Below are 23,988 nucleotides of genomic sequence, written 5' to 3'. Positions count from 1 at the left end.
ATGACAAACCGATTTAAACGTATTCATTTAATTGTAATGGATTCAGTAGGAATAGGCGAAGCACCAGACGCTAAAGATTTTGGTGACGAAGGTTCACATACATTAAAGCATACGCTAGAAGGTTTCAAAGAATCCTTACCAAACCTAGAAAAATTAGGACTTGGAAATATAGAATCTTTACCAGTTATCAATAATGTAGAAAAACCTGAAGCATTTTATACAAAATTAAGTGAAGCGTCTGTAGGAAAAGATACAATGACAGGACATTGGGAAATCATGGGATTAAATATTGATAAACCATTCAAAGTATATCCTGAAGGTTTCCCTGAAGAACTTGTTAAAGAAATAGAAGATTTAACAGGTAGAAAAGTTGTGGCAAATAAACCAGCATCAGGTACTGAAATTATAGAAGAATACGGTAAACATCAAATGGAAACAGGCGATTTAATCGTTTATACGTCAGCAGACCCAGTATTACAGATTGCTGCACACGAAGATATCATTCCATTAGAGGAATTATATGATATTTGTGAAAAAGTTAGAGAACTAACTAAAGACCCTAAATATTTAATCGGGCGTATTATTGCACGACCTTATCTAGGAGAACCAGGTAATTTCACAAGAACATCTAATAGACACGATTATGCATTGAAACCATTTGGTAAAACTGTCATGAACACGCTAAAAGATGCAGATTACGATGTAATTGCAATTGGTAAAATTAATGATATTTATGACGGAGAAGGTGTAACAAAAGCAATACGTACGAAAGATAATATGGACGGCATGGACCAACTTCTTAAAGTTGTAGATACAGACTTTACAGGAATTAGTTTCTTAAATTTAGTTGATTTTGATGCGTTATATGGCCATAGAAGAGATAAAGAAGGTTACGCTCAAGCAATTAAAGATTTCGATAATCGTTTAGGTGAATTGTTAGAAAATGTTCGCGAAGATGATTTAGTTATTATTACAGCAGATCACGGTAATGATCCAACAGCTGATGGTACTGACCATACTCGTGAATATGTTCCATTATTAATGTTTAGCCCAAGCATTACGGAATACCACGAACTTTCAGGGGATACAACGTTTAGTTCAATTGGTGCAACAATTGCAGATAACTTTAATGTAGAATTACCGCAGTTCGGTAAGAGCTATTTAAGTGAAATGGGGATTAAATAATGAACGCAGTAAGACGTATTTTTGGTCTTGCATTTAGTTTTGCAGGCCTTATGCATTTTATGAGATCAGAAGGTTTTGAAGCTATTGTACCTAATTTCTTACCCTTTAAAAAAGGAATTGTATGGATTTCAGGCGTGATGGAAATTATTTTCGGTATTTTATTACTCGTTAGAAAACCAAGTAGTATGACTAAGAAATTAATTGAATGGTTCTTAGTTGCTGTATTTCCAGCAAACGTATATATGGCACAAAAAAATATACCGTTAAATGGGAAACAATTACCTACATGGGCTTTATGGGGTAGATTACCATTACAATATGTACTTATTAAAATCGTTAGAAAAATGTAATTAAAAAGGAGTGAAACAGAGATTTTTTGAAAAATTAAATCTCCGTTTCACTCCTTTTTTCTATTTTAAACATAATAGTGTATTTTATTAATCTTCTTTAAATATTACATTCCATCCATCTTTTTTCGATAAGAATTCAGTTGCAAGTCGTTGAGCACCTTCTAATGAGTGGCTTGCTGCCCAACCACATTGTACTTCATTACATGCTGGAACTTCTGTAGCTTGCTCAACATCTTTTAACGTTTTTTCTATAATATTTAAGACATCATCATAATCGTCATGATTTATAAATGAAGCGTAAAAGCCTGTTTGACAACCCATTGGGCTTACATCTACAACATTATCAGTATGGTTTCTAATGTTTTCAGCCATTAAATGTTCTAAAGAGTGTAAAGCGGGCATTTCCATATGTTCTTTATTTGGTTGTTTAAAACGAATATCATATTTGTGAATAACATCTCCATTTAAACCTTCTTTAATTCCCGCAAGTCTTACAAATGGTGCATCTACTTTAGTGTGATCTAAATTAAAACTTTCTACATTCATCTTTGTCATGAAGATTCCTCCTTTGATTTCGGCATCATTATATCAAGTAAATTTTGAAAAAACAATAAATTCAGATTTCAATTACTTTCTTTATGTGTTACTTTATAAGATAATAAAATAAATTATTCTGAAAATGGAGTGATGTGTATGGAGAGATTAAGAGTCGTCCCATACGATAGTATATGGCAACATCTTTTTTTAGAAGAAAAGAAATATTTACAATCGTTATTAAAAGAACATAGCATAAATATAGAACACATTGGATCTACAGCTATCCCAGGGTTATCAGCTAAACCTATCATTGATATTTTAATGGTGGTAAAAGATAGTGAAACGATAGATGATTATACAAAGGAATTATCTGCACTAGGTTACGAGTCTAAAGGTGAACGAGGCGTTATTGGAAATCGTTATTTTAAAAAATATAATCATAACGGTGATGTCTCTCATCATTTACATATCTATGATGAAGACAGCCCGCACATATTGAGACTTATTTCTTTTAGAGATTATTTGAGAACATTTAACGGCGAGAGAGAACGATATAGTCGCCTTAAACATGACTTATCTATAGATTTTCCAGCGGATAGTGTAGAGTATTATCAAGGTAAAGATAGTATGATTAAAGAATTTGAGAAAAAGGCTGAAAAATGGTACTTAAACTCAAATGATGCGCTCGCAAAACATTGACATATCCGAGTATTAAAGTTAGAATTAAAACAATTTCATACGTATTATCAAGAGTGACTGAGGGAAAGGCCCTTTGACGTCCAGCAACCTCCCTACATGGAAAGGTGCCAAATCCTGCAGTGTTCAACTGAGAGATAAAATTTCGATTGGCGCATTTCCTAACTAAGGAGTGCGCTTTTATATTGGAAAGGTTGTATAGTGAATGAGCAATTTATCGCAAAATATTTTAAATTATATTGAACAAAATAAACACTTATATTTGTCTATGAGCCATCAAATACACGAACGTCCAGAACTAGGTAATGAAGAAGTTTTTGCTTCAAGATTGTTAAGTGATCAACTGAAAAATCATCATTTTAAGATAGAGAAAAATATAGCAAAGCATCCGACTGGATTTATAGCTACATATGACACGAAAATAGAAGGTCCAACGATATGTTTTTTAGCGGAATATGATGCATTGCCAGGCTTAGGGCATGCATGTGGACATAATATAATCGGTACTTCTAGCGTTTTAGCAGGTATTAGTTTATCAAAAGTTATTGACCAAGTGGGCGGTAAAATAGTCGTGCTTGGTTGTCCAGCAGAAGAAGGCGGGGTTAATGGTAGTGCTAAAGCTAGTTATGTTAAAGCGGGTATTATAGACGATTTAGACATTGCACTTATGGTACACCCTGGCCATGAGACGTATGTCACAGTGCCATCATTAGCAGTAGATGTATTCGACGTAAAGTTTTATGGAAGGAGTGCTCACGCGTCTGAGAATGCTTTTGAAGCGATTAATGCTTTAGACGCTATGTTGTCCTTCTTTAACGGTGTAAGTATGTTGAGACAACAAATTAAGAAAACAGATAAAGTGCACGGTGTAATATTAAATGGAGGTGAAGCGGCAAATATTATTCCTGATTTTACACATGCAAGATTTTATACTAGAGCAACCTCACGTAAACATTTAGATGAACTAACTGATAGAGTTCGAAAAATCGCTGAAGGAGCTGCATTGCAAACTGGTTGTAAGTCAGAAGTAAGACCAATACAAAACGGTGTAAATGAATTTGTTATTAATAAACCTTTAGATGAATTGTTTAGAAAACATGCAGAATCTTTAGGAGAAGATGTTATAGAAGATGATTTTGGTTTTGGATCAACAGATACGGGGAATGTAAGTCATATCATACCTACTATACATCCACATATTAAAATCGGACCATCTAATTTAGTTGGTCATACGAAAGAATTTTGCCAAGCTGCAGCAAGTACAATGGGAGATAAAGCATTGATAAGCGGTGCTAAAATATTAGCATCGATGGGATTAGAATTAATAGAGAACGTACCCCTTAGAAATGAGATTATCGAGCATCATCAAACATTAAGGGAGAACTTATTATGACAAAAGCCTATCATAAACCTTTATTATTAACACTTAAAGATTTATATGAAGATAATATTATCTATAATTCGAGGCCATCCTATGAAGATAATCCTTGGTTAAAAGCCGAAGAAGATCAATCTAATTTTTTAACAGCTAGAGAATTGGTTATTAGTAAAATGCCAATGATTATTCATGAAGCATGTTTAACAAAAAGGATAGAAGATTTGTTAAATCTAGTTGGAGAAAAAGTGCCAGACAATATACATCGTTTTAAAGATAAAGAAAGTTACGAACAATTGATACAGCAATTAACAAATAAACGTAATAAAATATTCTTTCAATATATTCATGGAGAACATTTATGTGATAAGGACGATTATGCTATATATAAACCAAAGTTTATAGACTTAAATAATAAATCGAAATTATCACAGTGGACTAAAGGAAAGTATTTACCTAGACGTGAATGTGTTAGTGTTAAAGAATATGAAGAAGAAATTAAAAATTGGGAACTACCTCTTGTATTAAAGCCGGGAGATGAATTACCGACAGCAGGTGGGTATGGGGTTATGATATGTTATACTGAAGATGATCTAAAGAAAGCAAATCAAAGAATTAAAGAAGCTACTGAAACAGAACATATTATTATAGAACAATTTATCGAAGAGGTAGACAATTATTGTGTACAATATGTATATAGTGAAGATACTGGTATCCAATATATAGGGGCAGTTAAACAATTAACAGATGACTACGGATTTTATAATGGTAATGTTAATTCAGACGAAGTACCACAAAGCGTTATAGATGCAGGATATGAAATTATGCAAAATGGTGTTGATTATGGTTATAAAGGTGTTTCAGGCTTTGATTTACTGATAGATAAAGAAGGAAAAATATATGCCATAGATTTAAACTTTAGACAAAATGGTTCAACGAGTATGCTTTTACTTAAAAATAGATTAAAAGATGGTTTTCATAAATTTTTAAGTTACCATGCAAAAGGAGATAACGAACACTTTTATAAAGTGATTGAAAAATATGTTGAAGATGGCCATCTTTATCCACTCTCATTCTTCGATGGGGATTGGTTTGGAAAGAATAAAGTAAATGCAAGATTTGCTGGCATATGGCATGCTGAAACAGAATCTAAAGCACTTCAATTAGAACAAAAATTCCTTTCTGAACTCTACGATGAATAGCGTTTAAAATAATTATGGAAATTAAAGCGAATTTTCATTGACTTATAGCTTTTAAATATACTATATTTTATTGGTATTAAATATAAAGAAGAGGGTGGTATAACAATGGCTATCCAGGATATGTCTATGTTCAAACAAATATTAACGAAAGAAAAATTTTACGTTGTTCTAACAGATAAAAGAATTTTAAGAGATGCAGATACAAATACTCGTTTAATTTGGTCAAAACAAGAATACGCAGAAAAGTATTTAAAAGAAACTAACATTACAACATACGAAAAAGTGATGGAATTAGATCTAGACCGCTTTGTAACTTATGAAATGGACGATATATTAGACGAAGGTGACCGATTCATAGTAGACCGTTATGAAGAATTTTCAGGTACAGAAGTCGAAGCGATAAGATTTATCGAACAAATCATGAGTGAGTTAGATGATATTCGTATTGAAGAATTTGCTGAAGATATTTGCAATGAAGACTACGTATACGGGTTAACAGTAAAAGGGCAAAAGCAATTTATTATCGTTTCAGAAGAAGACAGCAGCCTACCAAATATGATGACAGTGTGGAGTACAAGAAAACTTGTAGAAAAAGTACACCGCAATGATTTTGAGGAATATGACATCATCGAAGTAGAAACTGAAGTATTTGAAGAATGGCTAGAAGATTTAAAACAAGATAATATTGCATTAGGTGTGAACTTAAAACCGGGAATGATTGGTACAGTTACAGATCCTAAAGTAGTATTAAACGCGATGCCTTGTTAAGGGAATAAAATATTAATTTTAGACTTTTGCTAAATAGCAAAAGTCTTTTTTTATGCCTTGAATAAGTTGGTAATAATTAAATTAAATAAATTAAAGCATTGTTGTAAAAGAACTTTAATTAGATTAAAATGTAAAATAATGTAAAAAAAGTTCAAGATTTAAATAGTAGAAAATTATGCCACTAAAGAGCTTCTACATAAAGGTGATAATAATGTTTAAATATAGGAAATTACGCATATTAAGGTTACAACTATTTATAGCATTTATCCTTTTAACGATAATTGCTCTATTGCATTTATACAATGCTTATCAAACTTATGGTATCTATGTAGTATTAGAAAACACACCATATACACGATCTTTATTATTTGATGGGTTTAGTGCTTTACAAACGGTTTATCTATTGATTATGCCTTTAGCTGTATCCATAGGTGTAAGTGATATTTTTATACAAGATCGTAAGCAACATTTATTACATCATGCTTATATGTATCATGTGAATAAATCAGTAGATATAAAGGTGATTTTATACTCAAGTATTATTGCTTCGCTTCTTGTAATAATTCCTTTATTAATGAATCTTATAGGTGAATTTTTAATATTACCTAATATATCGCCAGAAAGATATACTAATAATCTAATAGGAATTCATAGCTCAAATACATTAAGTGTACCTTTATACTATACAATGCCATTATTATATATCTTATTATATATTTTATTGGCTGGTATTTGGGGGGCAATAATGAATATATTTGGGATAACTCTTTCTATATATACGAATAATAGAATTTTGGCAATGATTGGTCCATTTATTTTTCAAATTTTATTGATTATATTAACAAATTTATCATATAAACCATATGTAGTTCCTCCAATATATTTCTTAACGGGACGAACGGAATTCATGTATTTCGAATTTTTACCGATTGTCTTGACTTTCATATTGTTTATCAGTTTATCAATTTATTTCTATATAAGAGGTATGCGCAAATATGAACTTGATTAAATATCGATTTACATCATTGATTAATACAAAATTTCTAGCGTGGCATATTTTATTCTTTGGATTAATGATTTTCTATCAGAAGGGAAACGTCGGGTATTTTCCTTCTGATGATTTTCAATTTACAAATTTATTATTAAGAAAGTTTACGCTTACTTATGTTGTTCTACCAATATTAACCATTATGACGATTGTGTTTTACCGAAATGAACTTGTTCATAAAGTGTTTATTGGATATAGAAATTATTTAAAGATAGATGTATTGTTATATGTCGGTTTTATATCTTTGCTAATAAGTATCGAAATGATGTTGGCAAGTATGGTTGCTATGAACTTTCAACTTCAATTTAATATAGTGTTTATTGTAACAGCTTGCTTGATGATAGTAGGGAATTTTACGATTTCATTATTGTCACTTACTTTATATTTAAGGTTTTTTAATCGTGCAATATCATTATTACTTGTAAATGTGCTTGTGCTTTTAGATTTTGTCATAATGCAAAGTGGAAAATGGAATTGGTTAATTCTTGATTCAAAGAAATTATTTTCAATTTCTTGGTCGTGGATGATATATCAATTGTTATTTATAGTGTTTGTCTATTTAATTGTTGAATGGACTATTATGAAAAAGGAAATAATGTGATGAATATTCTAAAATTTACTGTTGGTATTATACAAAGTTTATGGAAAACGTTCATGATTATAAACGGAATATTTATTTTGGTACTAATGCTATTCAGACCATATTTAAGAGATGGTTTATGGAATTTTATTTTTCGTGGTAATAATGAAGCTGAGTTAAGTGTGCATTTATATAGGATACCTGGGTTGTACATAATGATTATGTTTCTTGCCATATTTTTCATTTATCGCTTTATACATGTTCTTTATCAATATTACATTGTAGAGTGGCAAATGCTATTAAATATTAAGGGAAGATGGATGGTTCTTATCATCATATCATTCATTATGAGTTTAATTTATATTCTAGGTATATGGTTTACCATTTCTGCTATTGACGGAGAATTTTCGCATAATGTAACTCACTTATTGAACTTAATAATAAGTGTTTATTTCTTAATGATTGTATTTATTTGGAGTTACATTGCTTATAAATTTTATATAAGCTTTTTAATATCGTTGATGTGGATTATCGCCACAACAAGATTTGATTTAGATTTTAACATTTTAAATACATCTTTATTTTCAAGAATACAAGGCGTTTCTTACATAAATTTTATATGTTGTGTGCTATCTATTGTTATGGTGAATATGTTATTGGTTTTTGAATTAGGACGTGATCATCACATGAAATTTCAAAGAGGTGATGATGAAGTATGATTAAATTAATAGATGTATCAAAAGAACACCAACGCAATCAATTGCTTAAAAATATTAATTTAGAAATTGAGCGTGGAAAAGTTTATGGATTTAAAGGACGTAATGGTTCTGGCAAGACAATGCTTTTAAGGGCGATATTAGGATTGATTAAAGTTGATGGGCAAGTAATGATTAATAATGAACCGCTTAAATTTGGCTCAAAATACCCTCTTAAAGTCGGTGTATTTATAGAAAAACCAAGCATTATAACTGAATTTACGGCTTTAAAAAATCTTAAATTAGTAGCTGCATTAAAAGGAATAACAGATATCAATGAAATGACTAAATATTTAGTAGAACTTGGATTAGATTATAAAGATAAAAGAAAAGTTAGAAAATATTCACTAGGTATGAAACAAAAAGTAGGTATCGCTCAAATGCTAATGGGGGAACCAGAGTTAATTGTTTTAGATGAACCTACCAATGCTTTGGATAGAAAGAGTATTGAGAAACTTGTTCAAATCTTTGAAAAATTAAAACAGCAAGGATGTACAATACTGATTGCTTCACATCAATTTGAAGACATAGAAAGTGTTGTAGATGAGGTTGTTCATATAGAAGCAGGTGCATTAGAATGAAAAATAAAGTAATTCTATTATCTTCTTTAATTGTATTTGTAGTTCTCGTTATATTAGGATTCATTCAGTATCGTAAAGTAAACGCAGAATTTCAAGATTATGAATTTAAGGAAGAGAAAATTAAACTTAATCAAACGCATAATATAACTTTTGGAACAATGAAATTTAGTAATTTGAGTTATAAAGTTAAAGATAAAGAGATATTTTTAAGTGCTGATATCAAAGTAGTTAAAAAGGATGCCTATCCAGATAAATATTATAATAATATTTATGCAAGTTTATTTTTACGTGTTAATGATGAAATCTTACAACAGTCTGATGAATTTAAAACGAAAAAAGGTAAAAGACTTGTGCCGGATAGACCATACTTTGATAAGCATAATGTTTATGAGGGACACGTTACATTTAGATATACACCAATAGATCCTGATGGAGAAAATGATTTAGAACTAGCTTACCTCGACCGTAATGGTCATAAGTTAAAGAAATTATATTTACCGATTCGTGTTGACGGTGGGAAGATAGTTTGATACATTATTACTAACTACTTAGGTAGTTACTACATCCCGACGTAGTAAAATAATTTTTCCATTAAAATACCCCTTAAGAGAAAAATCTTTTTCTCTTAAGGGGTATTTCGTCTTCTATATTTTCTTCGAACTTGCTTATATATAAATTCACAAGAACGTCGTGCCAAATGTAATCTTTCATCATTTTAATTTGCGTACTATCTCGACTGATATACGCACGCATATCATCATCTGGTGTTTGACCGTAAATCATATATTGATTATCGATGATTACGATAAATGGTTTAAGGGTCAATGAGCTTTGAACATAATTGGTATATCTGTGATTGATTAAATCGTGTCCTGGTTTATCTACTTGAAAAGTCATTCCTTGGATATGAATATCTTTATGCGCATTTTTGTCTATGACTTCATATATATCTGGCCAAATAGAAACAGTTATTTGCTTTTTTGCAGTTTTAACCGTTTCTGAAATATTACTATATATGTTTGATGCGTTTGTTAAAACTTCTATTTGTATTGCGTCATTTTGATTTGCGATATTTAATTTATCCATTTCTTCTTCTAATTGAATCAATGCATTATTTTGTTTCTTCTCAAATAATTCTACTGTTTGTTTAGGTGAAATAGCATAATAAAACTTTTTTTGATTTTGTAAATTATAGTATACAAGTCCTTGTTCTTCTAATTTATTTAATGATTCATAAATTTTTGAATTGGGTACGCTTGATAGTTCGCTTAATTTGTATGCAGTAATACCTGGGTTTTGTACTAAATAAATATAAGCTTTTGATCCATATTCACTTAAACCAAATTGTTTTAATAAATCTATCATTTTATTCATGCTGATCATCCTTTAACTTTAAGTTACCTTGACTCCAAATAAAGGGAGTATGTCATAGGCTTGGTATTCCGAAACAGTAGCGCCCTTTAAATCTGTAGGCTGTATTACAAGTTCTTCTATTTCATTTGATGATAAATCAACGCCATTTAAAGATGTTTCTACTACTTCTAATGAAGTTAAACTACAATCTTTAATTTCAAGAGCTTTTTGCTTACAGAATGATATGTAAGTTTCAGACATTTGATTATCATTAAATAAAACGTGGTTAAATTGGCAATTAACAAATTGGCTCATCTTTAACTGACAATTTGAAAATTGGACATGTTTAAGTGTTAAGTCAGTAAATGTCGCACCAATCATACGGCAATCTTTAAATTGTATTCTATTTAATGAAGCGTCTTCAAACTGGCAATTTGATAAGTCGCAGCCATGAAACACAAGGTCAAGCCCATGTATTTTTGTAAAATCAATAGATTCAAACGTACATTGGTTAAAATATAGTGTATCCATTTGCGTTGTGTCTTCATCGAATTCAATATGCGCTTTGTTAAAATATAAATCATAAGAAGATTGTAATAGTGTATAGTGTTCTTCAGGTTCATATTCAAATTCTTTCTTTATTTTTGGTTGAATAATTTTCATGAATGTACTCCTTATTATAATATGCGTTTGTACCTTAATAATATAACGACATAAATTATTATTCATTATACTATAAATATAATGATAAGAAAGTTAAGTATAAATTAAAACACTTTCACATAGAAATTCAAATTTTCTATGTGAAAGTGTATATATTTTTTATTTTTTATTTTCTTCGTCTTCACGTTCTTCTAATGATTTAGAAAAATCTGTGTCGTCATCGATATAAGTCATTTTGAAATGCTTAGTAGGCTCTCTTCGTAATGCTTTCATGATAGAGAATATCATCATAAAGAGTATGAATGCGAATGGAAGACCGGCGACGATGGAAGCAGTTTGTAAGCTTTCTAAACCACCTGCTAACGTCATTGCGACTGATATAGCTCCAATCAGTATACCCCAAACTAATTTGTATTTGAATGGTGGTGTAATTGAGCCTCTGTCCGACATACTTGAAAGAATAAATGTAGTTGAATCAGCGCTCGTAACTAAGAATAAGAAAATTAAAATAATCGCTAGTATACTTGTGAACTCGTATAGAGGGAAGTGTGATAATAATGAGAAGAGTGCTACTGTGTAATCACCTTTAACATCTTCTGCTATACTTGCACCTTTATTGATAACAAGATACATTGCTGTTCCACCGAATGTCGCAATCCAACTCATTGAGATAAGTGGTGGTATAATTAGAACACCGATTACAAATTCACGTATTGTTCTACCACGAGAAACACGAGCTACAAATCCACCTATAAATGGAGACCATGCAATCACCCATGCCCAATAGAACACTGTCCATTGTTGTATCCAAGAATTATCTCCTTCATATGGATTTAATCTTAAACTATATTGAACAAAATTCGTGATATAATCGCCAATTGCAACTGTGAATGTTTCAAATATAAATTGTGTTGGTCCTAAAATTAGAATGAATACTAGTAATGCAAAACATATAAAAATGTTTGAATTACTTAACCATTTTACGCCTTTGTTCAAGCCTGAAGCGGCAGATCCTAGGAATATTAATGTCATAATGATAGTAATAATAATTTTAGTCCAATTATTGTTGGGTATATCAAATACATGATTAAGCCCTCCACCGATTTGCATAATACCTAAACCGATTGAAGTAGCAATACCCATAACAGTAGCTACAATCGCTAACACATCAATGACATTTCTATATGGCTTTTTATAAGCTTCACCAAATACTGGTTCCATAGCAGTAGAAATTAGGCCATTTCTTCTTTTTCTAAATTGGAAGAATGCTACGATTAGCCCAGCCATAGCAAAGATTGACCATTGAGATATACCCCAATGGAAAAATGTATATCCCATTGCTAATCTTGCTGATTCTAATGTACTACCGTCTACTTCATTAGGAAGAGGTGATTTTAAATAATGTGTCATCGGTTCGGCAACGCCCCAAAAGACGATACCTACACCTAAGCCTGCAGAAAACAGCATACCAACCCATGATATGAATGAGAATTCTGGCTCTTCGTCATCTCTACCTAACTTAAAACGTCCAAATCTAGTTATAGCTAACCCTATTAAAAATATATCTAAAACAAATACAATAATAAGGAATAACCATCCCGTACTATTGGATATCCATCCATATAAAATATTGGCGTACTTTCCAAAGCCTGAAGGAAATACTCCGGCTAATAAAGTGATTAATATGATTATAGACATGGATACCCAGAACACTAACGTTGTTTTGTTACTCTGATTATCTGGTTGTTCATTCGACTGACTCATTGTTTTCCCCCTTTTTAAACTTTAACAGTCTATATTCAAGTACCCTAAAAATTATAGAGATAACATACATATTTTATAAATAAAAGGTTCTTAATTGCGGAAGTAACTTATAATTGGTTATGATATATTTAAATCAACGGGGGGATCGTAAATGATTAAAGAAAAACAGTTCGGTGATATTTTTATTAAACCATTTGAAGAAAGTATGAGAACAGCACTATCTGAATTTCAATTAAATGAGCGTCAACAAGTATATTCTTCACTACCTAAAGAAGTTCTAGATGAAGCGATACAAGATTCTGATAGAAGACCAAATGTCGTAGTTAATCGAGACAATGAAATAGTTGGTTTCTTCGTTTTACATAAATATTATCAGCATGAAGGTTATGAAACACCAGAAAATGTTGTGTATATTCGTTCACTTTCAATCAATGAAAAATATCAAGGTAATGGTTATGGTACGACAATCATGATGAATTTGCCTGAATATGTACAATTAGTGTTTCCTGATTTTGATCATTTATTTTTAGTAGTAGATGCTGAAAATGAGGCAGCATGGAACTTGTATGAAAGAGCAGGCTTCATGCATACCGCAACTAAAGAAGAAGGACCACTTGGCAAAGAACGATTGTATTATTTAGATTTAGATTCTAAGTATGTATCTTCGTTAAAACTAGAATTACATGATGACGACTACGATAATGAATTTATAAACATACATTTAATGAAAGATAATAAAAAAGTGGGCATTATTGTTTTAGAACATAAAAGTGATAACTTTGATATTCGAAGTATAGAAGTTGAAGAGAGCGAAAGAAAAGAAGGTATAGCTGAAAGTGCATTAAGACAACTTAGTACTTTCGTAAGAAGGAAGTTCCCAGACAAGAAAGAGTTGCACATATCTCTGTTTGGTTCAAACAATAAATTAAAAGCATTATGTTACAAAGCGAACTTTGTTGAAATACAAAAAGCTGACGATTATATTAAGTTGATGAAATATATTAACTATTAACAAACATTTGCTAAAAATCAGCTTGTCAATTATAATCGTAAACTGTTATGATTATAAATATTAATGCGCGACAATAGTACGATTGTTGAAAGGAAGAGTAAAGCATGAAATTAAAAGATTTTACTAAAGAAATGGTCGATGAACATTCATTTATAGAAATGGCTTATATTTACTTAAGTGAGAATAGCAAAGAAACAAATTTATATGACATGGTTGATGAGTTTAAACGTATCGGTAATTATAAAGATTCTGAAATTGAAAACCGTATCCTACAATTTTATACAGATTTAAATACAGATGGACGCTTTTTAAGTGTAGGCGAGAATATTTGGGGTCTTCGTGACTGGTATTCAGTTGAAGATATCGAAGAGAAGATAGCACCAACTATTCAAAAATTCAACGTGTTAGATGAAGATGATGAAGAAGATACAGGCATCACATTATTAGGTGAAGAAGATAAAACTAAAGATGTTGATATAACAATCGCTCAAGATGATGAAGAAGGATTAAATGATCCTGCAGATCCAGAAGATGAAGAAGTTGAAGATGAATTAGATGAAGCTGGGTTAGTCGTTGACGAAGAAGAGGAAGAAGACGACGACGAGGAAGAAGAGGAAGAAGAAGAATTATAATTGACTTTTCATTAAAAGATGGTAATATTTTATTTGGGCTCCTTTAAATAGGACAAACGTATAAACTATAGCTCCCATCTTACATTTTAATTAATGTAAGTGGGAGCTTTTTTATTTTTTAATTATCAAATGGAGGTAAGGACATGACAAAGTTCATATTTGTTACAGGTGGCGTAGTTTCGTCTCTTGGTAAAGGTATTACAGCAGCATCACTAGGAAGATTACTTAAAAATAGAGGACTTAATGTAACGATACAAAAATTCGATCCATATTTAAATGTCGATCCAGGGACAATGAGTCCTTATCAACATGGTGAAGTTTTCGTAACAGAAGATGGCGCTGAAACAGATTTAGACTTAGGACATTATGAAAGATTTATAGATATTAATCTAAATAAATATTCAAACGTAACAGCTGGGAAAGTATATTCACACGTACTTAAAAAAGAAAGACGTGGGGATTTCTTAGGTGGTACTGTTCAAGTTATACCGCATATTACAAATGAAATTAAATCAAGATTGTTAATGGCGGGTGAAAGTACAAATGCTGATGTTGTTATTACAGAAATTGGTGGTACAACAGGTGACATAGAGTCATTACCATTCTTAGAAGCAATTAGACAAATTAAAAGTGATCTTGGAAGAGAAAACGTTATGTATATTCACTGTACTTTACTTCCATACATTAAAGCTGCTGGTGAAATGAAGACAAAACCAACTCAACATAGTGTTAAAGAACTAAGAGGCTTAGGAATACAGCCAGATCTAATTGTTGTTCGTACTGAGTATGAAATGACGGAAGATTTAAGAGATAAAATTGCATTGTTCTGTGATATTAAGAAACAATCAGTAATAGAATGTAGAGATGCAGATACACTTTATCAAATCCCACTTGCATTACAAGAACAACATATGGATGATATCGTTATTAATCGTTTATCATTAGATGCAGCACCAGAAGCAGAATTAACTGAATGGAATCAATTACTAGAAACAGTACGTAATCTAGATGGTTCTGTAAAAATAGGATTAGTTGGTAAATATGTTAGTTTACAAGACGCTTATTTATCAGTAGCTGAGTCTTTAAAACATGCAGGTTATGACTTTAAAAAAGATATTGAAATTAAATGGATTAACTCTGAAAATTTAGATTCAACTAATTATAAAGAAGAATTAGCAGATGTTGATGGTATTTTAGTACCTGGTGGTTTTGGAGATAGAGGTGTTGAAGGAAAGATTTTAGCAATTCAATATGCTCGTGAAAACAATGTACCTTATTTAGGTATTTGTTTAGGTATGCAATTAGCAACAGTTGAATTTGCAAGGAACGTAGTAGGTTTACAAGATGCACATTCAGCAGAATTAAATCCAAATACACCTTATCCAATCATCGACTTATTACCAGAACAAAAAGACATTGAAGATTTAGGTGGTACTTTAAGATTAGGCATTTATCCATGTAAAATCGAAGAAGGGACAATTGCACATAAAGTATATGGCGAAACAGAAGTAGAAGAGAGACACCGTCATCGTTATGAGTTCAATAACGATTACCGTGAAAAATTAGAAGCAAACGGTATGAGATTCTCTGGTACAAGCCCAGATGGAAGATTAGTAGAAATTGTAGAATTAGAAAATCATCCATGGTTTGTAGCATGTCAATTCCACCCAGAATTTATATCTCGTCCTACACGTCCACAAAAATTATTCCATGGATTTGTAGAAGCAAGTATTAATCATCAACAATAATTATAGGTTTTAAATTAAAGAGAGTCTGGGACAATTATTTATGTCCCAGACTCTTCTTTTTTAAGGATTCTCAGTTTTAGGTTGTATCGGGCAAGTTATTGTCTTTTCTCACCAAACGTGTCAATAACGAGGGCCTTATTGACTTTTCTCGATAGTCTTGTCAATAAGGAGAATTTATGTTGCACGTGACGCTTGTCTAGCAACATTCTGACGTTCTATGTTGCACGTGGCGTTTGTCTTGCAACATTTGCTTATTATATTTCTTCATTTAAGTCTTGAGTAATCTCATACATTTCAGCATACATGATATAATGTATGTAATTTATTGCCATCATATGTGGTGTTATAATTTTGCTGTAATCAGCTGTAGGTACGATTGGTCGTGGTGTACATAAATCAATATAATGCATTAAAGTTTCGTGGGCCTTATTTTCTTTGTCTTTATTCGCTATAACAACAAAATCAACATCTTTATCAGTTAATTTCTCTATCCAAGTATTTAATTCATCAGTAAAGAATGGCGCAATTAATAAAGCGCGATCCGTTGTATCGATGGAATCTATATCTGTTAATGAAGACATTGTTTGAGATTGAGGCAAACTTTCTTTGCTATCTGTTATAAATGATGAAAGGTGATTAGCCTCATCAAAAGTTTTTATATGGATTTTACCTTCACCACCAGCAGCTTGCATAAGTAATTGTGAAGCAATTGCGATTTCTTCTTCTTGTGCATCTATTTTACTAAAAATGCCGTTCAGCTGTGTATTAAAAATTTTAAGCACTATTGCATTCTCCTTTAAATGATAATAAATTTATTTTATATAAAAAGCGAGGTATCTTCAATGGATGTACTTATTATAGATGATGAAAAAAATATAAGACAATTATTAAAGGAAATTTTTGAGTTAAATCAATATCATGTTGATACAGCTGAAAATGGCCAAGAAGGTATAAATAAATTTCTCGAAAATGAATATAAACTTATATTTATAGATAAAAGAATGCCGGGTATATCAGGAGAAAAAGTTTTATTTAAAATAAGAGAAACAAATCCAGATGTTCCAGTTTATATCATTTCGGCTTTCCAAACGTCTACAGATATAGAGACGCTCACTAAAGACAATATAACTGGTGTATTAATGAAGCCGTTTACAATTGAAGAAGTTATGAAAATTGTAAGAAAACATTTAGGATAGGGCTTTCAAAAGATGCAAATATGAAAATAATTTGGTATAATTAGTTTGTAAATATTCGTGCCTTGCACATATAGGAGGAAACTCAATGCCTTTAGTTTCAATGAAAGAAATGTTAATTAAAGCGAAAGAAAATAGTTATGCAGTTGGTCAATACAACTTAAATAACTTAGAATTCACACAAGCGATTCTTCAAGCTACTCAAGAAGAAAATGCACCAGTTATTTTAGGTGTTTCTGAAGGAGCTGCACGTTATATGGGCGGTTTCAAAACTGTCGTAAAAATGGTTGAAGGATTAATTGAAGATTATAGCATTACAGTACCTGTAGCTATTCATTTAGACCATGGTTCAAGTTTCGACAAATGTAAAGAAGCAATCGATGCTGGATTCACTTCAGTTATGATTGATGCTTCTCATCATTCATTTGAAGAAAATATTGAAATCACGTCAAAAGTTGTTGAATATGCTCACGCTAACGGTGTTTCTGTTGAAGCGGAATTAGGAACAGTTGGTGGACAAGAAGACGACGTAATCGCTGAAGGTGTTATCTATGCTGACCCTAAAGAATGTCAAGAACTAGTTGAAAGAACTGGTATCGACACATTAGCTCCAGCACTAGGTTCAGTTCATGGACCTTACAAAGGTGAACCAAACTTAGGATTTAAAGAAATGGAAGAAATCGGTGCTTCAACTGGTTTACCATTAGTATTACACGGTGGTACTGGTATCCCAACACACGATATCAAAAAAGCTATCTCATACGGTACAGCTAAAATCAACGTTAACACTGAGAACCAAATAGCTTCGGCTAAAGCAGTTCGCGAAGTGTTAAACAACGACAGTGAAGTTTACGATCCACGTAAATATTTAGGACCTGCTCGTGAAGCGATTAAAGCAACTGTACAAGGTAAAATCCAAGAATTTGGTACTTCAAACCAAGCTTAATTTATTTAAAAAAAGACCTTTTTCAAGGTCTTTTTTTTATGAATTTATTTCTTACTATTTACTTTTTACGTTTTTGCGTTTATGTTATTGAATAGTATATAATGGAATTAATTATCATATTATTCATGTTGAGAGAGTATGCATTCTCTAAGACGATGAAGTAAAGGAGTAAACATATGTCTCAAGAAGTAATAAAAATCAAAGGCGGAAAAAAACTAAATGGCAAAGTCCAAATTAGTGGTGCCAAAAATAGTGCGGTTGCATTAATACCTGCTAGTTTAATGGCCAATGATGTTGTAACTCTAGACGGCTTGCCAGATATCTCAGATGTTAAGACATTAATGAGCCTGCTTGGAGATTTAAATATAAAAACTGAATTAAATGGTGATCAAATCGTTGTTGATTCAAGTGATGCGGTTAATCTACCATTACCTAATAATAAAGTTCAATCATTAAGAGCTTCTTATTATATGATGGGTGCAATGCTTGGGCGTTTTAAAAAGTGTGTAATTGGTTTGCCAGGAGGTTGTCCGCTTGGTCCGAGACCAATCGATCAACATATTAAAGGGTTTGAAGCTTTAGGTGCTAAGGTAACGAATGAACAAGGTGCTATGTATTTAATTGCTGAAGAATTAACTGGGGCAAAAATTTTCATGGACGTTGTAAGTGTTGGAGCAACTATTAATATCATGTTAGCTGCATGCTTAGCTAAAGGTAAAACAGTTATAGAAAATGCTGCTAAAGAACCTGAAATAGTAGATGTTGCTACGTTGTTAAACAATATGGGTGCAAAAATTAGAGGCGCAGGTACTGATACTTTAAAAATTGAAGGTGTCGAGAATTTACATGGAACTAATCACTCAATTATTCCTGATAGAATAGAAGCTGGAACATATATGTGTGCAGCAGCTGCTATGGGAGAAGAAGTATTGATTGAAAACATCATCCCTCTACATTTAGAACCTCTGATTGCGAAATTAAAAGAAATGGGCACTGAGATTGAATTAGGAGAAGACTCTATCATTATTAGAGGTAGGGATGAATATAAACCTGTAGACATTCAAACATCAGTTTACCCAGGTTTTGCTACTGATTTACAACAACCATTCACACCGCTTTTATTAAAAGCAAAAGGACAAAGTAAAGTAGTAGAAACAATTTACCCAGCAAGGTTTAAACATGTTGATGAATTATTGCGAATGGGAGCAAAAGTTAATTTAGAAAACGGAACAGCTATATATTATCCATCAAAGCTTACAGGTGCCAGTGTGGCTGCTAGTGATTTGAGAGCGGGTGCATCATTATTAATTGCGGGATTAATTGCTGAAGACGTTACAACTGTATATAATGTTAACCATATTTATAGAGGTTATAGTGGTATAGTAGACAAATTAAAACATTTAGGGGCAGATATTTGGACTGAAGAAGTTTGAGTATAAAATATATACTTTATATATAAAATGTAGTAATATAGGAGTATGAAGTAAAAGAGGTGAGTAACATGGAAATGTGTCCATACTTAGAAGAAACTTTTAAAGTTATCGGGCGTAGTTGGAATGGTTTAATACTCAATTATTTATCTCGTTGTAATGACAAAGCAGCTCATTTTTCTGATATGAAGAGAGATTTGAAACGTATTACACCAAGAGCTTTATCCCTCAAACTAACTGAATTAAGTGAATGGGGATTAGTAGAAAAGAAAGTTGTGACAACAACACCTCTATCAGTTGAATATCATCTTACTAACAAAGGTTACGAATTAGCGCAAGCACTTGTCCCATTAGAAGAGTGGGCGCAACGCAATGTAGAACTAGAGGAAAACCATTCATAAAACAGTGTTTTGTTTTATAAACTTATCTAAAAATTATTTAAGTTTAAGATACGAAAATAGGAGTAGGACAGGAATCTGATTGGAAAATTAGAATTCTGTCCTACTTCTTTTTTATTTCTATAAACACATTATTTTAAAAAAGTGGGTATAACATACTATAATAAATAATGTAATGACTATAAAGGAGAAGATAATATATGAGACAAGATGTAAAGCAATATATTAATGGCGAATGGGTAGATAGTCATAGTGGTCAAACTCTTGACGTAATCAATCCAGCAACTGAAGAAGTTGCAGGTAAGATTGCTGCAGGTAACAAAGAAGATGTTGACGATGCTGTAGCAGCAGCAAAAAGTGTATATGTAAAATTTAGAAACACATCAGTAGAAGAAAGAAAAGCATTATTAGAAAGAATTGCTGATGAGTATGAAAATAGAAAAGAAGATTTAATAGATGCAATGACAGATGAACTTGGTTCACCGATAGAAAAATCAGAATCAGTTCATTATCAAATGGGATTAAATCATTTTAGAGAAGCAAGTAAAGCGATAGATAGAATAGAATTTGAAGAACGTCGTGGTGATGACTTAGTTGTTAAAGAAGGTATTGGTGTTGCAGGTTTAGTTACACCATGGAACTTCCCAACTAACCAAACATCATTAAAATTAGCTGGTGCTTTTGCAGCAGGTTCACCTGTAGTGTTAAAACCATCAGAAGAAACGCCGTTTGCAGCTATCATTTTAGCTGAAATATTTGAAAAAGCTGGAGTACCAAAAGGTGTATTCAACTTAGTAAATGGCGATGGTGAAGGTGTAGGTAATCCATTAAGTGAGCATCCAGATGTTCGCATGATGTCATTTACAGGTTCAGGCCCAACTGGTAGAAAAATTATGGAAAAAGCTGCACAAGACTTCAAGAAAGTTTCATTAGAATTAGGTGGTAAATCACCATTAGTTATTTTAGATGATGTTGATGTCGAAAAAGCAGCTAAAGGAGCAGTAGCTAAATTTGTTTTAAATACTGGTCAAGTTTGTACAGCAGCAACTCGTACAATTATACCTGAAAGTATTAAAGATGAATTTATAGAAGCTGCAACAAAAGCTATAAACAATGTAAAAGTTGGTAAACCTAGAGAAAAAGGACAAGATATTGGTCCAGTTATTTCTAAAAAACAATTTGATACAGTACAAAGTTATATTCAAAAAGGTATCGATGAAGGCGCAACACTAGCAGCAGGTGGAGTAGGCAAACCTGAAGGACTAGAAAAAGGTTATTTCATAAAACCGACATTGTTTACAGATGTTAAAAACGATATGACAATTGCTCAAGAAGAAATATTCGGTCCGGTAGGTACAATCATTACCTATAAAGATTTAGATGAAGCAATTGAAATTGCTAATGATACAGTATACGGATTAGCAGCTTATGTTTATGGTAATGATACAGATCAAGTTAGAAAAGTAGCTAAATCAATCGAAGCAGGAACTGTCGAGTTAAATGACGCAGGTAGAAAACCTGACTTACCATTCGGTGGTTATAAACAATCAGGTATTGGTAGAGAATGGGGAGACTATGGTATAGAAGAATTCCTAGAAGTCAAAGCAATACCAGGCTACTTTAAATAAGTATTATAAAAATGATACAGGATAAATTATTCCTGTGAATATTAAAACCAGCAACTTTCTTAATCAAAATAGAAAGTTGCTGGTTTTTTAATAAATAGTAATTAGGATTTGGAAATTAACAGCTACTAACGTTCAAAATTGAGTAAATTCACATTGTATAATTAAGTTATAATTACAAAAATAATGTATTATTTCTTGATGTTTTAAGCTATTTTCACGATTGAAGTAACAAATTTTAGTATAATTTTACTATAAAAAGAGATAAAAATAGATGTTTAGGTATATTTTACCATATAAAAGTATTTTTTAATTAAAGTTCACAACATATTTTGTTTTAAACGTAAAAAAATGCTATAGTTTAATGGCAGATTGTAAATCTGGGTAAAAGTAATAAATAGATTTTAAGAAATGGGTGTCAATATCATGGCAGAAAGAGTCAGAACAAGTCCTCAGTATGAATCGTTTCACGAATTATACAAGAATTATACAACTAAAGAATTAACAACTAAGGCTAAAGAACTCAAAATCAGTAGCTATAGTAAATTAAATAAAAAAGAACTTGTCTTAGCCATTATGGAAGCACAAATGGAGAAAGACGGAAACTATTATATGGAAGGCATTTTAGATGATATACAACCTGATGGATATGGTTTCCTAAGAACAGTTAACTACTCTAAAGGTGAGAAAGATATTTACATCTCAGCTAGCCAAATAAGACGTTTTGAAATAAAAAAAGGTGATAAAGTAACTGGTAAAGTTAGAAAACCTAAGGAAAATGAAAAGTATTACGGTCTATTACAAGTAGATTTTGTGAATGATCAAAATGCAGAAGAAGTTAAAAAAAGACCACACTTTCAAGCGTTAACCCCTTTATACCCACAAGAACGTATCCAATTAGAAACAACAGAAAAAAATTATTCAACAAGAATTATGGATTTAATTACACCAATTGGTCTTGGACAACGTGGAATGATAGTTGCCCCTCCTAAAGCAGGTAAAACATCATTATTAAAAGAAATCGCTAATGCTATTGCAATAAATCAACCTAATGCGAAATTATTTGTATTATTAATTGGAGAACGACCTGAAGAGGTTACAGATATTGAGAGATCTGTAGAACAAGCAGAAGTAGTGAATTCTACTTTTGATGAGCCACCAGAACACCATGTCAAAGTAGCTGAGTTGTTATTAGAACGCGCTAAGCGACTTGTTGAAATTGGTGAAGACGTAATCATTTTAATGGATTCATTAACGAGATTAGCACGTGCATATAACTTAGTTATTCCACCAAGTGGTAGAACTTTATCCGGTGGTTTAGATCCAGCATCTTTACACAGACCTAAACATTTCTTCGGCGCTGCAAGAAATATTGAAGCGGGTGGTAGTTTAACAATTTTAGCAACTGCACTTGTTGAAACTGGTTCACGCATGGATGATATGATTTATGAAGAATTTAAAGGTACAGGTAACATGGAACTTCATTTAGATCGTAAATTATCAGAGAAACGAGTATTCCCTGCAATTGACATAAGAAGAAGTTCAACACGTAAAGAAGAATTGTTACTTGATCCAAAAGAATTAGAAATGGTATGGCAGTTAAGAAACCTATTTACGGACCAAAATGATTTTGCAGAACGTTTTATAAGAAAATTAAAACGCACAAAAACTAATGAAGAGTTCTTTGAAGTTTTAAGAAAATCTATGTTAGAAAGTGCTAAAACTGGCAAGTCCATCATATAAAATTTAAGGTTGCAATTTAATTACTCAACATATATAATATGTAAGTATTGAGTGAATAAGTCACAAATAAACTCTGTTCCAGATGGTTCAGGGCAAAGGAGCTGAAAGAAATGAAACAAGGAATTCATCCAGAGTATCATAAAGTAATCTTTTTAGATACGACTACAGACTTCAAATTTTTAAGTGGTTCTACTCGTACTTCTAGTGAAACAATGGAATGGGAAGATGGCAACGAATACCCAGTTATCCGTTTAGATATCTCTTCTGATTCACATCCATTCTATACTGGACGTCAAAAATTCGCATCTGCGGATGGTCGTGTGGAACGCTTCAACAAAAAATTTGGTTTCAAATCAAACAACTAATCATGAAGCGCATCAAGCATCCTTTTTAAAGGGTGCTTT

26 protein-coding genes and 1 riboswitch are annotated in these 23,988 nt (G+C 31.8%); of the genes, 21 read left to right on the top strand and 5 right to left on the bottom strand.

Features of this window, described 5'->3' with window-relative positions; translation table 11 throughout:
- Both deoB and CD135_RS05300 read left to right on the top strand, forming a co-directional pair.
- Entirely contained in the window at positions 1 to 1,185 is a 1,185-nt protein-coding gene (deoB, locus tag CD135_RS05305) for a phosphopentomutase (protein ID WP_016998868.1), read from the top strand.
- Entirely contained in the window at positions 1,185 to 1,535 is a 351-nt protein-coding gene (locus tag CD135_RS05300) for a DoxX family protein (RefSeq protein ID WP_016998869.1), read from the top strand. Before deoB ends, CD135_RS05300 begins: the two co-directional genes overlap by 1 nt.
- 87 nt (positions 1,536 to 1,622) lie before the next feature.
- Here the strand turns inward: CD135_RS05300 and CD135_RS05295 are convergent, their stop codons facing one another.
- A complete protein-coding gene (locus CD135_RS05295) occupies positions 1,623 to 2,090 on the bottom strand; it encodes an S-ribosylhomocysteine lyase (protein ID WP_016998870.1) in 468 nt (155 codons plus the stop codon).
- 138 nt (positions 2,091 to 2,228) lie between these two features.
- Here CD135_RS05295 and CD135_RS05290 point away from each other — a divergent pair, with 138 nt between their 5' ends.
- The 9 genes from CD135_RS05290 (at position 2,229) to CD135_RS05250 (ending at position 9,607) form a co-directional block, all read left to right on the top strand.
- Positions 2,229 to 2,771: a GrpB family protein gene (locus CD135_RS05290; RefSeq protein WP_016998871.1), complete on the top strand. Its 543-nt coding sequence runs from the start codon at positions 2,229 to 2,231 to the stop codon at positions 2,769 to 2,771.
- 41 nt (positions 2,772 to 2,812) lie between these two features.
- Positions 2,813 to 2,912, top strand: a riboswitch (SAM riboswitch).
- A gap of 61 nt (positions 2,913 to 2,973) precedes the next feature.
- Positions 2,974 to 4,161, top strand: a complete 1,188-nt coding sequence (locus CD135_RS05285; protein ID WP_070044868.1) for a M20 family metallopeptidase — start codon at positions 2,974 to 2,976, stop codon at positions 4,159 to 4,161.
- A complete protein-coding gene (gene ldmS, locus CD135_RS05280; RefSeq protein WP_103268950.1) occupies positions 4,158 to 5,345 on the top strand; it encodes an L-aspartate--L-methionine ligase LdmS in 1,188 nt (395 codons plus the stop codon). Before CD135_RS05285 ends, ldmS begins: the two co-directional genes overlap by 4 nt.
- A 105-nt stretch (positions 5,346 to 5,450) precedes the next feature.
- Entirely contained in the window at positions 5,451 to 6,113 is a 663-nt protein-coding gene (locus tag CD135_RS05275) for a DUF2750 domain-containing protein (protein ID WP_016998874.1), read from the top strand.
- A 211-nt stretch (positions 6,114 to 6,324) separates the two neighbouring features.
- A complete protein-coding gene (locus tag CD135_RS05270) occupies positions 6,325 to 7,122 on the top strand; it encodes a hypothetical protein (protein WP_103268949.1) in 798 nt (265 codons plus the stop codon).
- Positions 7,109 to 7,762 carry a hypothetical protein gene (locus tag CD135_RS05265; protein ID WP_103268948.1) on the top strand — a complete coding sequence of 218 codons (654 nt, stop codon included), beginning with the start codon at positions 7,109 to 7,111 and terminating at the stop codon, positions 7,760 to 7,762. Before CD135_RS05270 ends, CD135_RS05265 begins: the two co-directional genes overlap by 14 nt.
- Positions 7,762 to 8,460, top strand: a complete 699-nt coding sequence (locus CD135_RS05260; protein ID WP_103268947.1) for a hypothetical protein — start codon at positions 7,762 to 7,764, stop codon at positions 8,458 to 8,460. The genes CD135_RS05265 and CD135_RS05260 overlap by 1 nt, the downstream gene beginning before the upstream one ends.
- Positions 8,457 to 9,077: an ATP-binding cassette domain-containing protein gene (locus tag CD135_RS05255; protein WP_103268946.1), complete on the top strand. Its 621-nt coding sequence runs from the start codon at positions 8,457 to 8,459 to the stop codon at positions 9,075 to 9,077. Before CD135_RS05260 ends, CD135_RS05255 begins: the two co-directional genes overlap by 4 nt.
- A complete protein-coding gene (locus CD135_RS05250; protein ID WP_103268945.1) occupies positions 9,074 to 9,607 on the top strand; it encodes a hypothetical protein in 534 nt (177 codons plus the stop codon). The genes CD135_RS05255 and CD135_RS05250 overlap by 4 nt, the downstream gene beginning before the upstream one ends.
- 73 nt (positions 9,608 to 9,680) lie before the next feature.
- Here CD135_RS05250 and CD135_RS05245 read toward each other — a convergent pair whose 3' ends face one another.
- The 3 genes from CD135_RS05245 to CD135_RS05235 all read right to left on the bottom strand — a co-directional run bounded on the left by CD135_RS05245 (position 9,681) and on the right by CD135_RS05235 (position 12,857).
- Positions 9,681 to 10,451, bottom strand: a complete 771-nt coding sequence (locus CD135_RS05245) for a TrmB family transcriptional regulator (RefSeq protein WP_103268944.1) — start codon at positions 10,449 to 10,451, stop codon at positions 9,681 to 9,683.
- A gap of 18 nt (positions 10,452 to 10,469) precedes the next feature.
- A complete protein-coding gene (locus tag CD135_RS05240; RefSeq protein WP_103268943.1) occupies positions 10,470 to 11,093 on the bottom strand; it encodes a pentapeptide repeat-containing protein in 624 nt (207 codons plus the stop codon).
- Between the two features lie 159 nt (positions 11,094 to 11,252).
- Entirely contained in the window at positions 11,253 to 12,857 is a 1,605-nt protein-coding gene (locus tag CD135_RS05235; RefSeq protein ID WP_103268942.1) for a BCCT family transporter, read from the bottom strand.
- A 151-nt stretch (positions 12,858 to 13,008) separates the two neighbouring features.
- On the opposite strand from CD135_RS05235, the gene CD135_RS05230 reads away from it, so the two are divergent.
- From CD135_RS05230 to CD135_RS05220, 3 genes are all read left to right on the top strand, one after another.
- Complete coding sequence (locus CD135_RS05230; protein WP_103268941.1) at positions 13,009 to 13,869, top strand: GNAT family N-acetyltransferase; 861 nt, start codon at positions 13,009 to 13,011, stop codon at positions 13,867 to 13,869.
- Positions 13,870 to 13,973: 104 nt separating this feature from the next.
- Complete coding sequence (gene rpoE / locus CD135_RS05225) at positions 13,974 to 14,501, top strand: DNA-directed RNA polymerase subunit delta (RefSeq protein WP_016998885.1); 528 nt, start codon at positions 13,974 to 13,976, stop codon at positions 14,499 to 14,501.
- 143 nt (positions 14,502 to 14,644) lie between these two features.
- Positions 14,645 to 16,249: a CTP synthase gene (locus CD135_RS05220; protein ID WP_016998886.1), complete on the top strand. Its 1,605-nt coding sequence runs from the start codon at positions 14,645 to 14,647 to the stop codon at positions 16,247 to 16,249.
- Positions 16,250 to 16,503: 254 nt separating this feature from the next.
- Here CD135_RS05220 and CD135_RS05215 read toward each other — a convergent pair whose 3' ends face one another.
- Positions 16,504 to 17,031, bottom strand: coding sequence for a DUF2529 family protein (locus tag CD135_RS05215; protein WP_103268940.1), 528 nt, complete (start codon positions 17,029 to 17,031; stop codon positions 16,504 to 16,506).
- Between the two features lie 60 nt (positions 17,032 to 17,091).
- On the opposite strand from CD135_RS05215, the gene CD135_RS05210 reads away from it, so the two are divergent.
- The 7 genes from CD135_RS05210 to CD135_RS05180 all read left to right on the top strand — a co-directional run bounded on the left by CD135_RS05210 (position 17,092) and on the right by CD135_RS05180 (position 23,949).
- Positions 17,092 to 17,445 (top strand): response regulator, encoded by a 354-nt coding sequence (locus CD135_RS05210; protein ID WP_016998888.1) that lies wholly within the window; start codon positions 17,092 to 17,094, stop codon positions 17,443 to 17,445.
- Positions 17,446 to 17,530: 85 nt separating this feature from the next.
- Positions 17,531 to 18,388: a class IIb fructose-bisphosphate aldolase FdaB gene (gene fdaB / locus CD135_RS05205; protein WP_016998889.1), complete on the top strand. Its 858-nt coding sequence runs from the start codon at positions 17,531 to 17,533 to the stop codon at positions 18,386 to 18,388.
- A gap of 176 nt (positions 18,389 to 18,564) precedes the next feature.
- Positions 18,565 to 19,821 (top strand): UDP-N-acetylglucosamine 1-carboxyvinyltransferase, encoded by a 1,257-nt coding sequence (locus CD135_RS05200; RefSeq protein WP_016998890.1) that lies wholly within the window; start codon positions 18,565 to 18,567, stop codon positions 19,819 to 19,821.
- A gap of 68 nt (positions 19,822 to 19,889) precedes the next feature.
- Positions 19,890 to 20,219 carry a winged helix-turn-helix transcriptional regulator gene (locus CD135_RS05195; protein WP_016998891.1) on the top strand — a complete coding sequence of 110 codons (330 nt, stop codon included), beginning with the start codon at positions 19,890 to 19,892 and terminating at the stop codon, positions 20,217 to 20,219.
- Positions 20,220 to 20,416: 197 nt separating this feature from the next.
- The gene (locus CD135_RS05190) at positions 20,417 to 21,844 is read left to right on the top strand and encodes an aldehyde dehydrogenase family protein (RefSeq protein ID WP_103268939.1); all 1,428 of its coding nucleotides are present in this window, start codon (positions 20,417 to 20,419) and stop codon (positions 21,842 to 21,844) included.
- Positions 21,845 to 22,267: 423 nt separating this feature from the next.
- Positions 22,268 to 23,584, top strand: a complete 1,317-nt coding sequence (rho, locus tag CD135_RS05185) for a transcription termination factor Rho (protein ID WP_103268938.1) — start codon at positions 22,268 to 22,270, stop codon at positions 23,582 to 23,584.
- Positions 23,585 to 23,694: 110 nt separating this feature from the next.
- Positions 23,695 to 23,949: a type B 50S ribosomal protein L31 gene (locus tag CD135_RS05180; protein ID WP_016998893.1), complete on the top strand. Its 255-nt coding sequence runs from the start codon at positions 23,695 to 23,697 to the stop codon at positions 23,947 to 23,949.
- Positions 23,950 to 23,988: the final 39 nt, after the last annotated feature.

It is taken from the genome of Mammaliicoccus lentus (assembly GCF_002902755.1).
In the GTDB taxonomy this organism is placed as follows: Bacteria; Bacillota; Bacilli; order Staphylococcales; family Staphylococcaceae; genus Mammaliicoccus; species Mammaliicoccus lentus.
The sequence above is the reverse complement of the archived record's forward strand: the minus strand, read 5'-3'. Positions and strand labels throughout refer to the sequence as shown.

Excerpts from the sequence above, each read along its gene's own strand:
- deoB (WP_016998868.1), top strand. The coding sequence starts at position 1 with ATGACAAACCGATTTAAACGTATTCATTTAATTGTAATGGATTCAGTA.
- CD135_RS05300 (WP_016998869.1), top strand. The coding sequence starts at position 1,185 with ATGAACGCAGTAAGACGTATTTTTGGTCTTGCATTTAGTTTTGCAGGC.
- CD135_RS05295 (WP_016998870.1), bottom strand. The coding sequence starts at position 2,090 with ATGACAAAGATGAATGTAGAAAGTTTTAATTTAGATCACACTAAAGTA.
- CD135_RS05290 (WP_016998871.1), top strand. The coding sequence starts at position 2,229 with ATGGAGAGATTAAGAGTCGTCCCATACGATAGTATATGGCAACATCTT.
- CD135_RS05285 (WP_070044868.1), top strand. The coding sequence starts at position 2,974 with ATGAGCAATTTATCGCAAAATATTTTAAATTATATTGAACAAAATAAA.
- ldmS (WP_103268950.1), top strand. The coding sequence starts at position 4,158 with ATGACAAAAGCCTATCATAAACCTTTATTATTAACACTTAAAGATTTA.
- CD135_RS05275 (WP_016998874.1), top strand. The coding sequence starts at position 5,451 with ATGGCTATCCAGGATATGTCTATGTTCAAACAAATATTAACGAAAGAA.
- CD135_RS05270 (WP_103268949.1), top strand. The coding sequence starts at position 6,325 with ATGTTTAAATATAGGAAATTACGCATATTAAGGTTACAACTATTTATA.
- CD135_RS05265 (WP_103268948.1), top strand. The coding sequence starts at position 7,109 with ATGAACTTGATTAAATATCGATTTACATCATTGATTAATACAAAATTT.
- CD135_RS05260 (WP_103268947.1), top strand. The coding sequence starts at position 7,762 with ATGAATATTCTAAAATTTACTGTTGGTATTATACAAAGTTTATGGAAA.
- CD135_RS05255 (WP_103268946.1), top strand. The coding sequence starts at position 8,457 with ATGATTAAATTAATAGATGTATCAAAAGAACACCAACGCAATCAATTG.
- CD135_RS05250 (WP_103268945.1), top strand. The coding sequence starts at position 9,074 with ATGAAAAATAAAGTAATTCTATTATCTTCTTTAATTGTATTTGTAGTT.
- CD135_RS05245 (WP_103268944.1), bottom strand. The coding sequence starts at position 10,451 with ATGAATAAAATGATAGATTTATTAAAACAATTTGGTTTAAGTGAATAT.
- CD135_RS05240 (WP_103268943.1), bottom strand. The coding sequence starts at position 11,093 with ATGAAAATTATTCAACCAAAAATAAAGAAAGAATTTGAATATGAACCT.
- CD135_RS05235 (WP_103268942.1), bottom strand. The coding sequence starts at position 12,857 with ATGAGTCAGTCGAATGAACAACCAGATAATCAGAGTAACAAAACAACG.
- CD135_RS05230 (WP_103268941.1), top strand. The coding sequence starts at position 13,009 with ATGATTAAAGAAAAACAGTTCGGTGATATTTTTATTAAACCATTTGAA.
- rpoE (WP_016998885.1), top strand. The coding sequence starts at position 13,974 with ATGAAATTAAAAGATTTTACTAAAGAAATGGTCGATGAACATTCATTT.
- CD135_RS05220 (WP_016998886.1), top strand. The coding sequence starts at position 14,645 with ATGACAAAGTTCATATTTGTTACAGGTGGCGTAGTTTCGTCTCTTGGT.
- CD135_RS05210 (WP_016998888.1), top strand. The coding sequence starts at position 17,092 with ATGGATGTACTTATTATAGATGATGAAAAAAATATAAGACAATTATTA.
- fdaB (WP_016998889.1), top strand. The coding sequence starts at position 17,531 with ATGCCTTTAGTTTCAATGAAAGAAATGTTAATTAAAGCGAAAGAAAAT.
- CD135_RS05200 (WP_016998890.1), top strand. The coding sequence starts at position 18,565 with ATGTCTCAAGAAGTAATAAAAATCAAAGGCGGAAAAAAACTAAATGGC.
- CD135_RS05195 (WP_016998891.1), top strand. The coding sequence starts at position 19,890 with ATGGAAATGTGTCCATACTTAGAAGAAACTTTTAAAGTTATCGGGCGT.
- CD135_RS05190 (WP_103268939.1), top strand. The coding sequence starts at position 20,417 with ATGAGACAAGATGTAAAGCAATATATTAATGGCGAATGGGTAGATAGT.
- rho (WP_103268938.1), top strand. The coding sequence starts at position 22,268 with ATGGCAGAAAGAGTCAGAACAAGTCCTCAGTATGAATCGTTTCACGAA.
- CD135_RS05180 (WP_016998893.1), top strand. The coding sequence starts at position 23,695 with ATGAAACAAGGAATTCATCCAGAGTATCATAAAGTAATCTTTTTAGAT.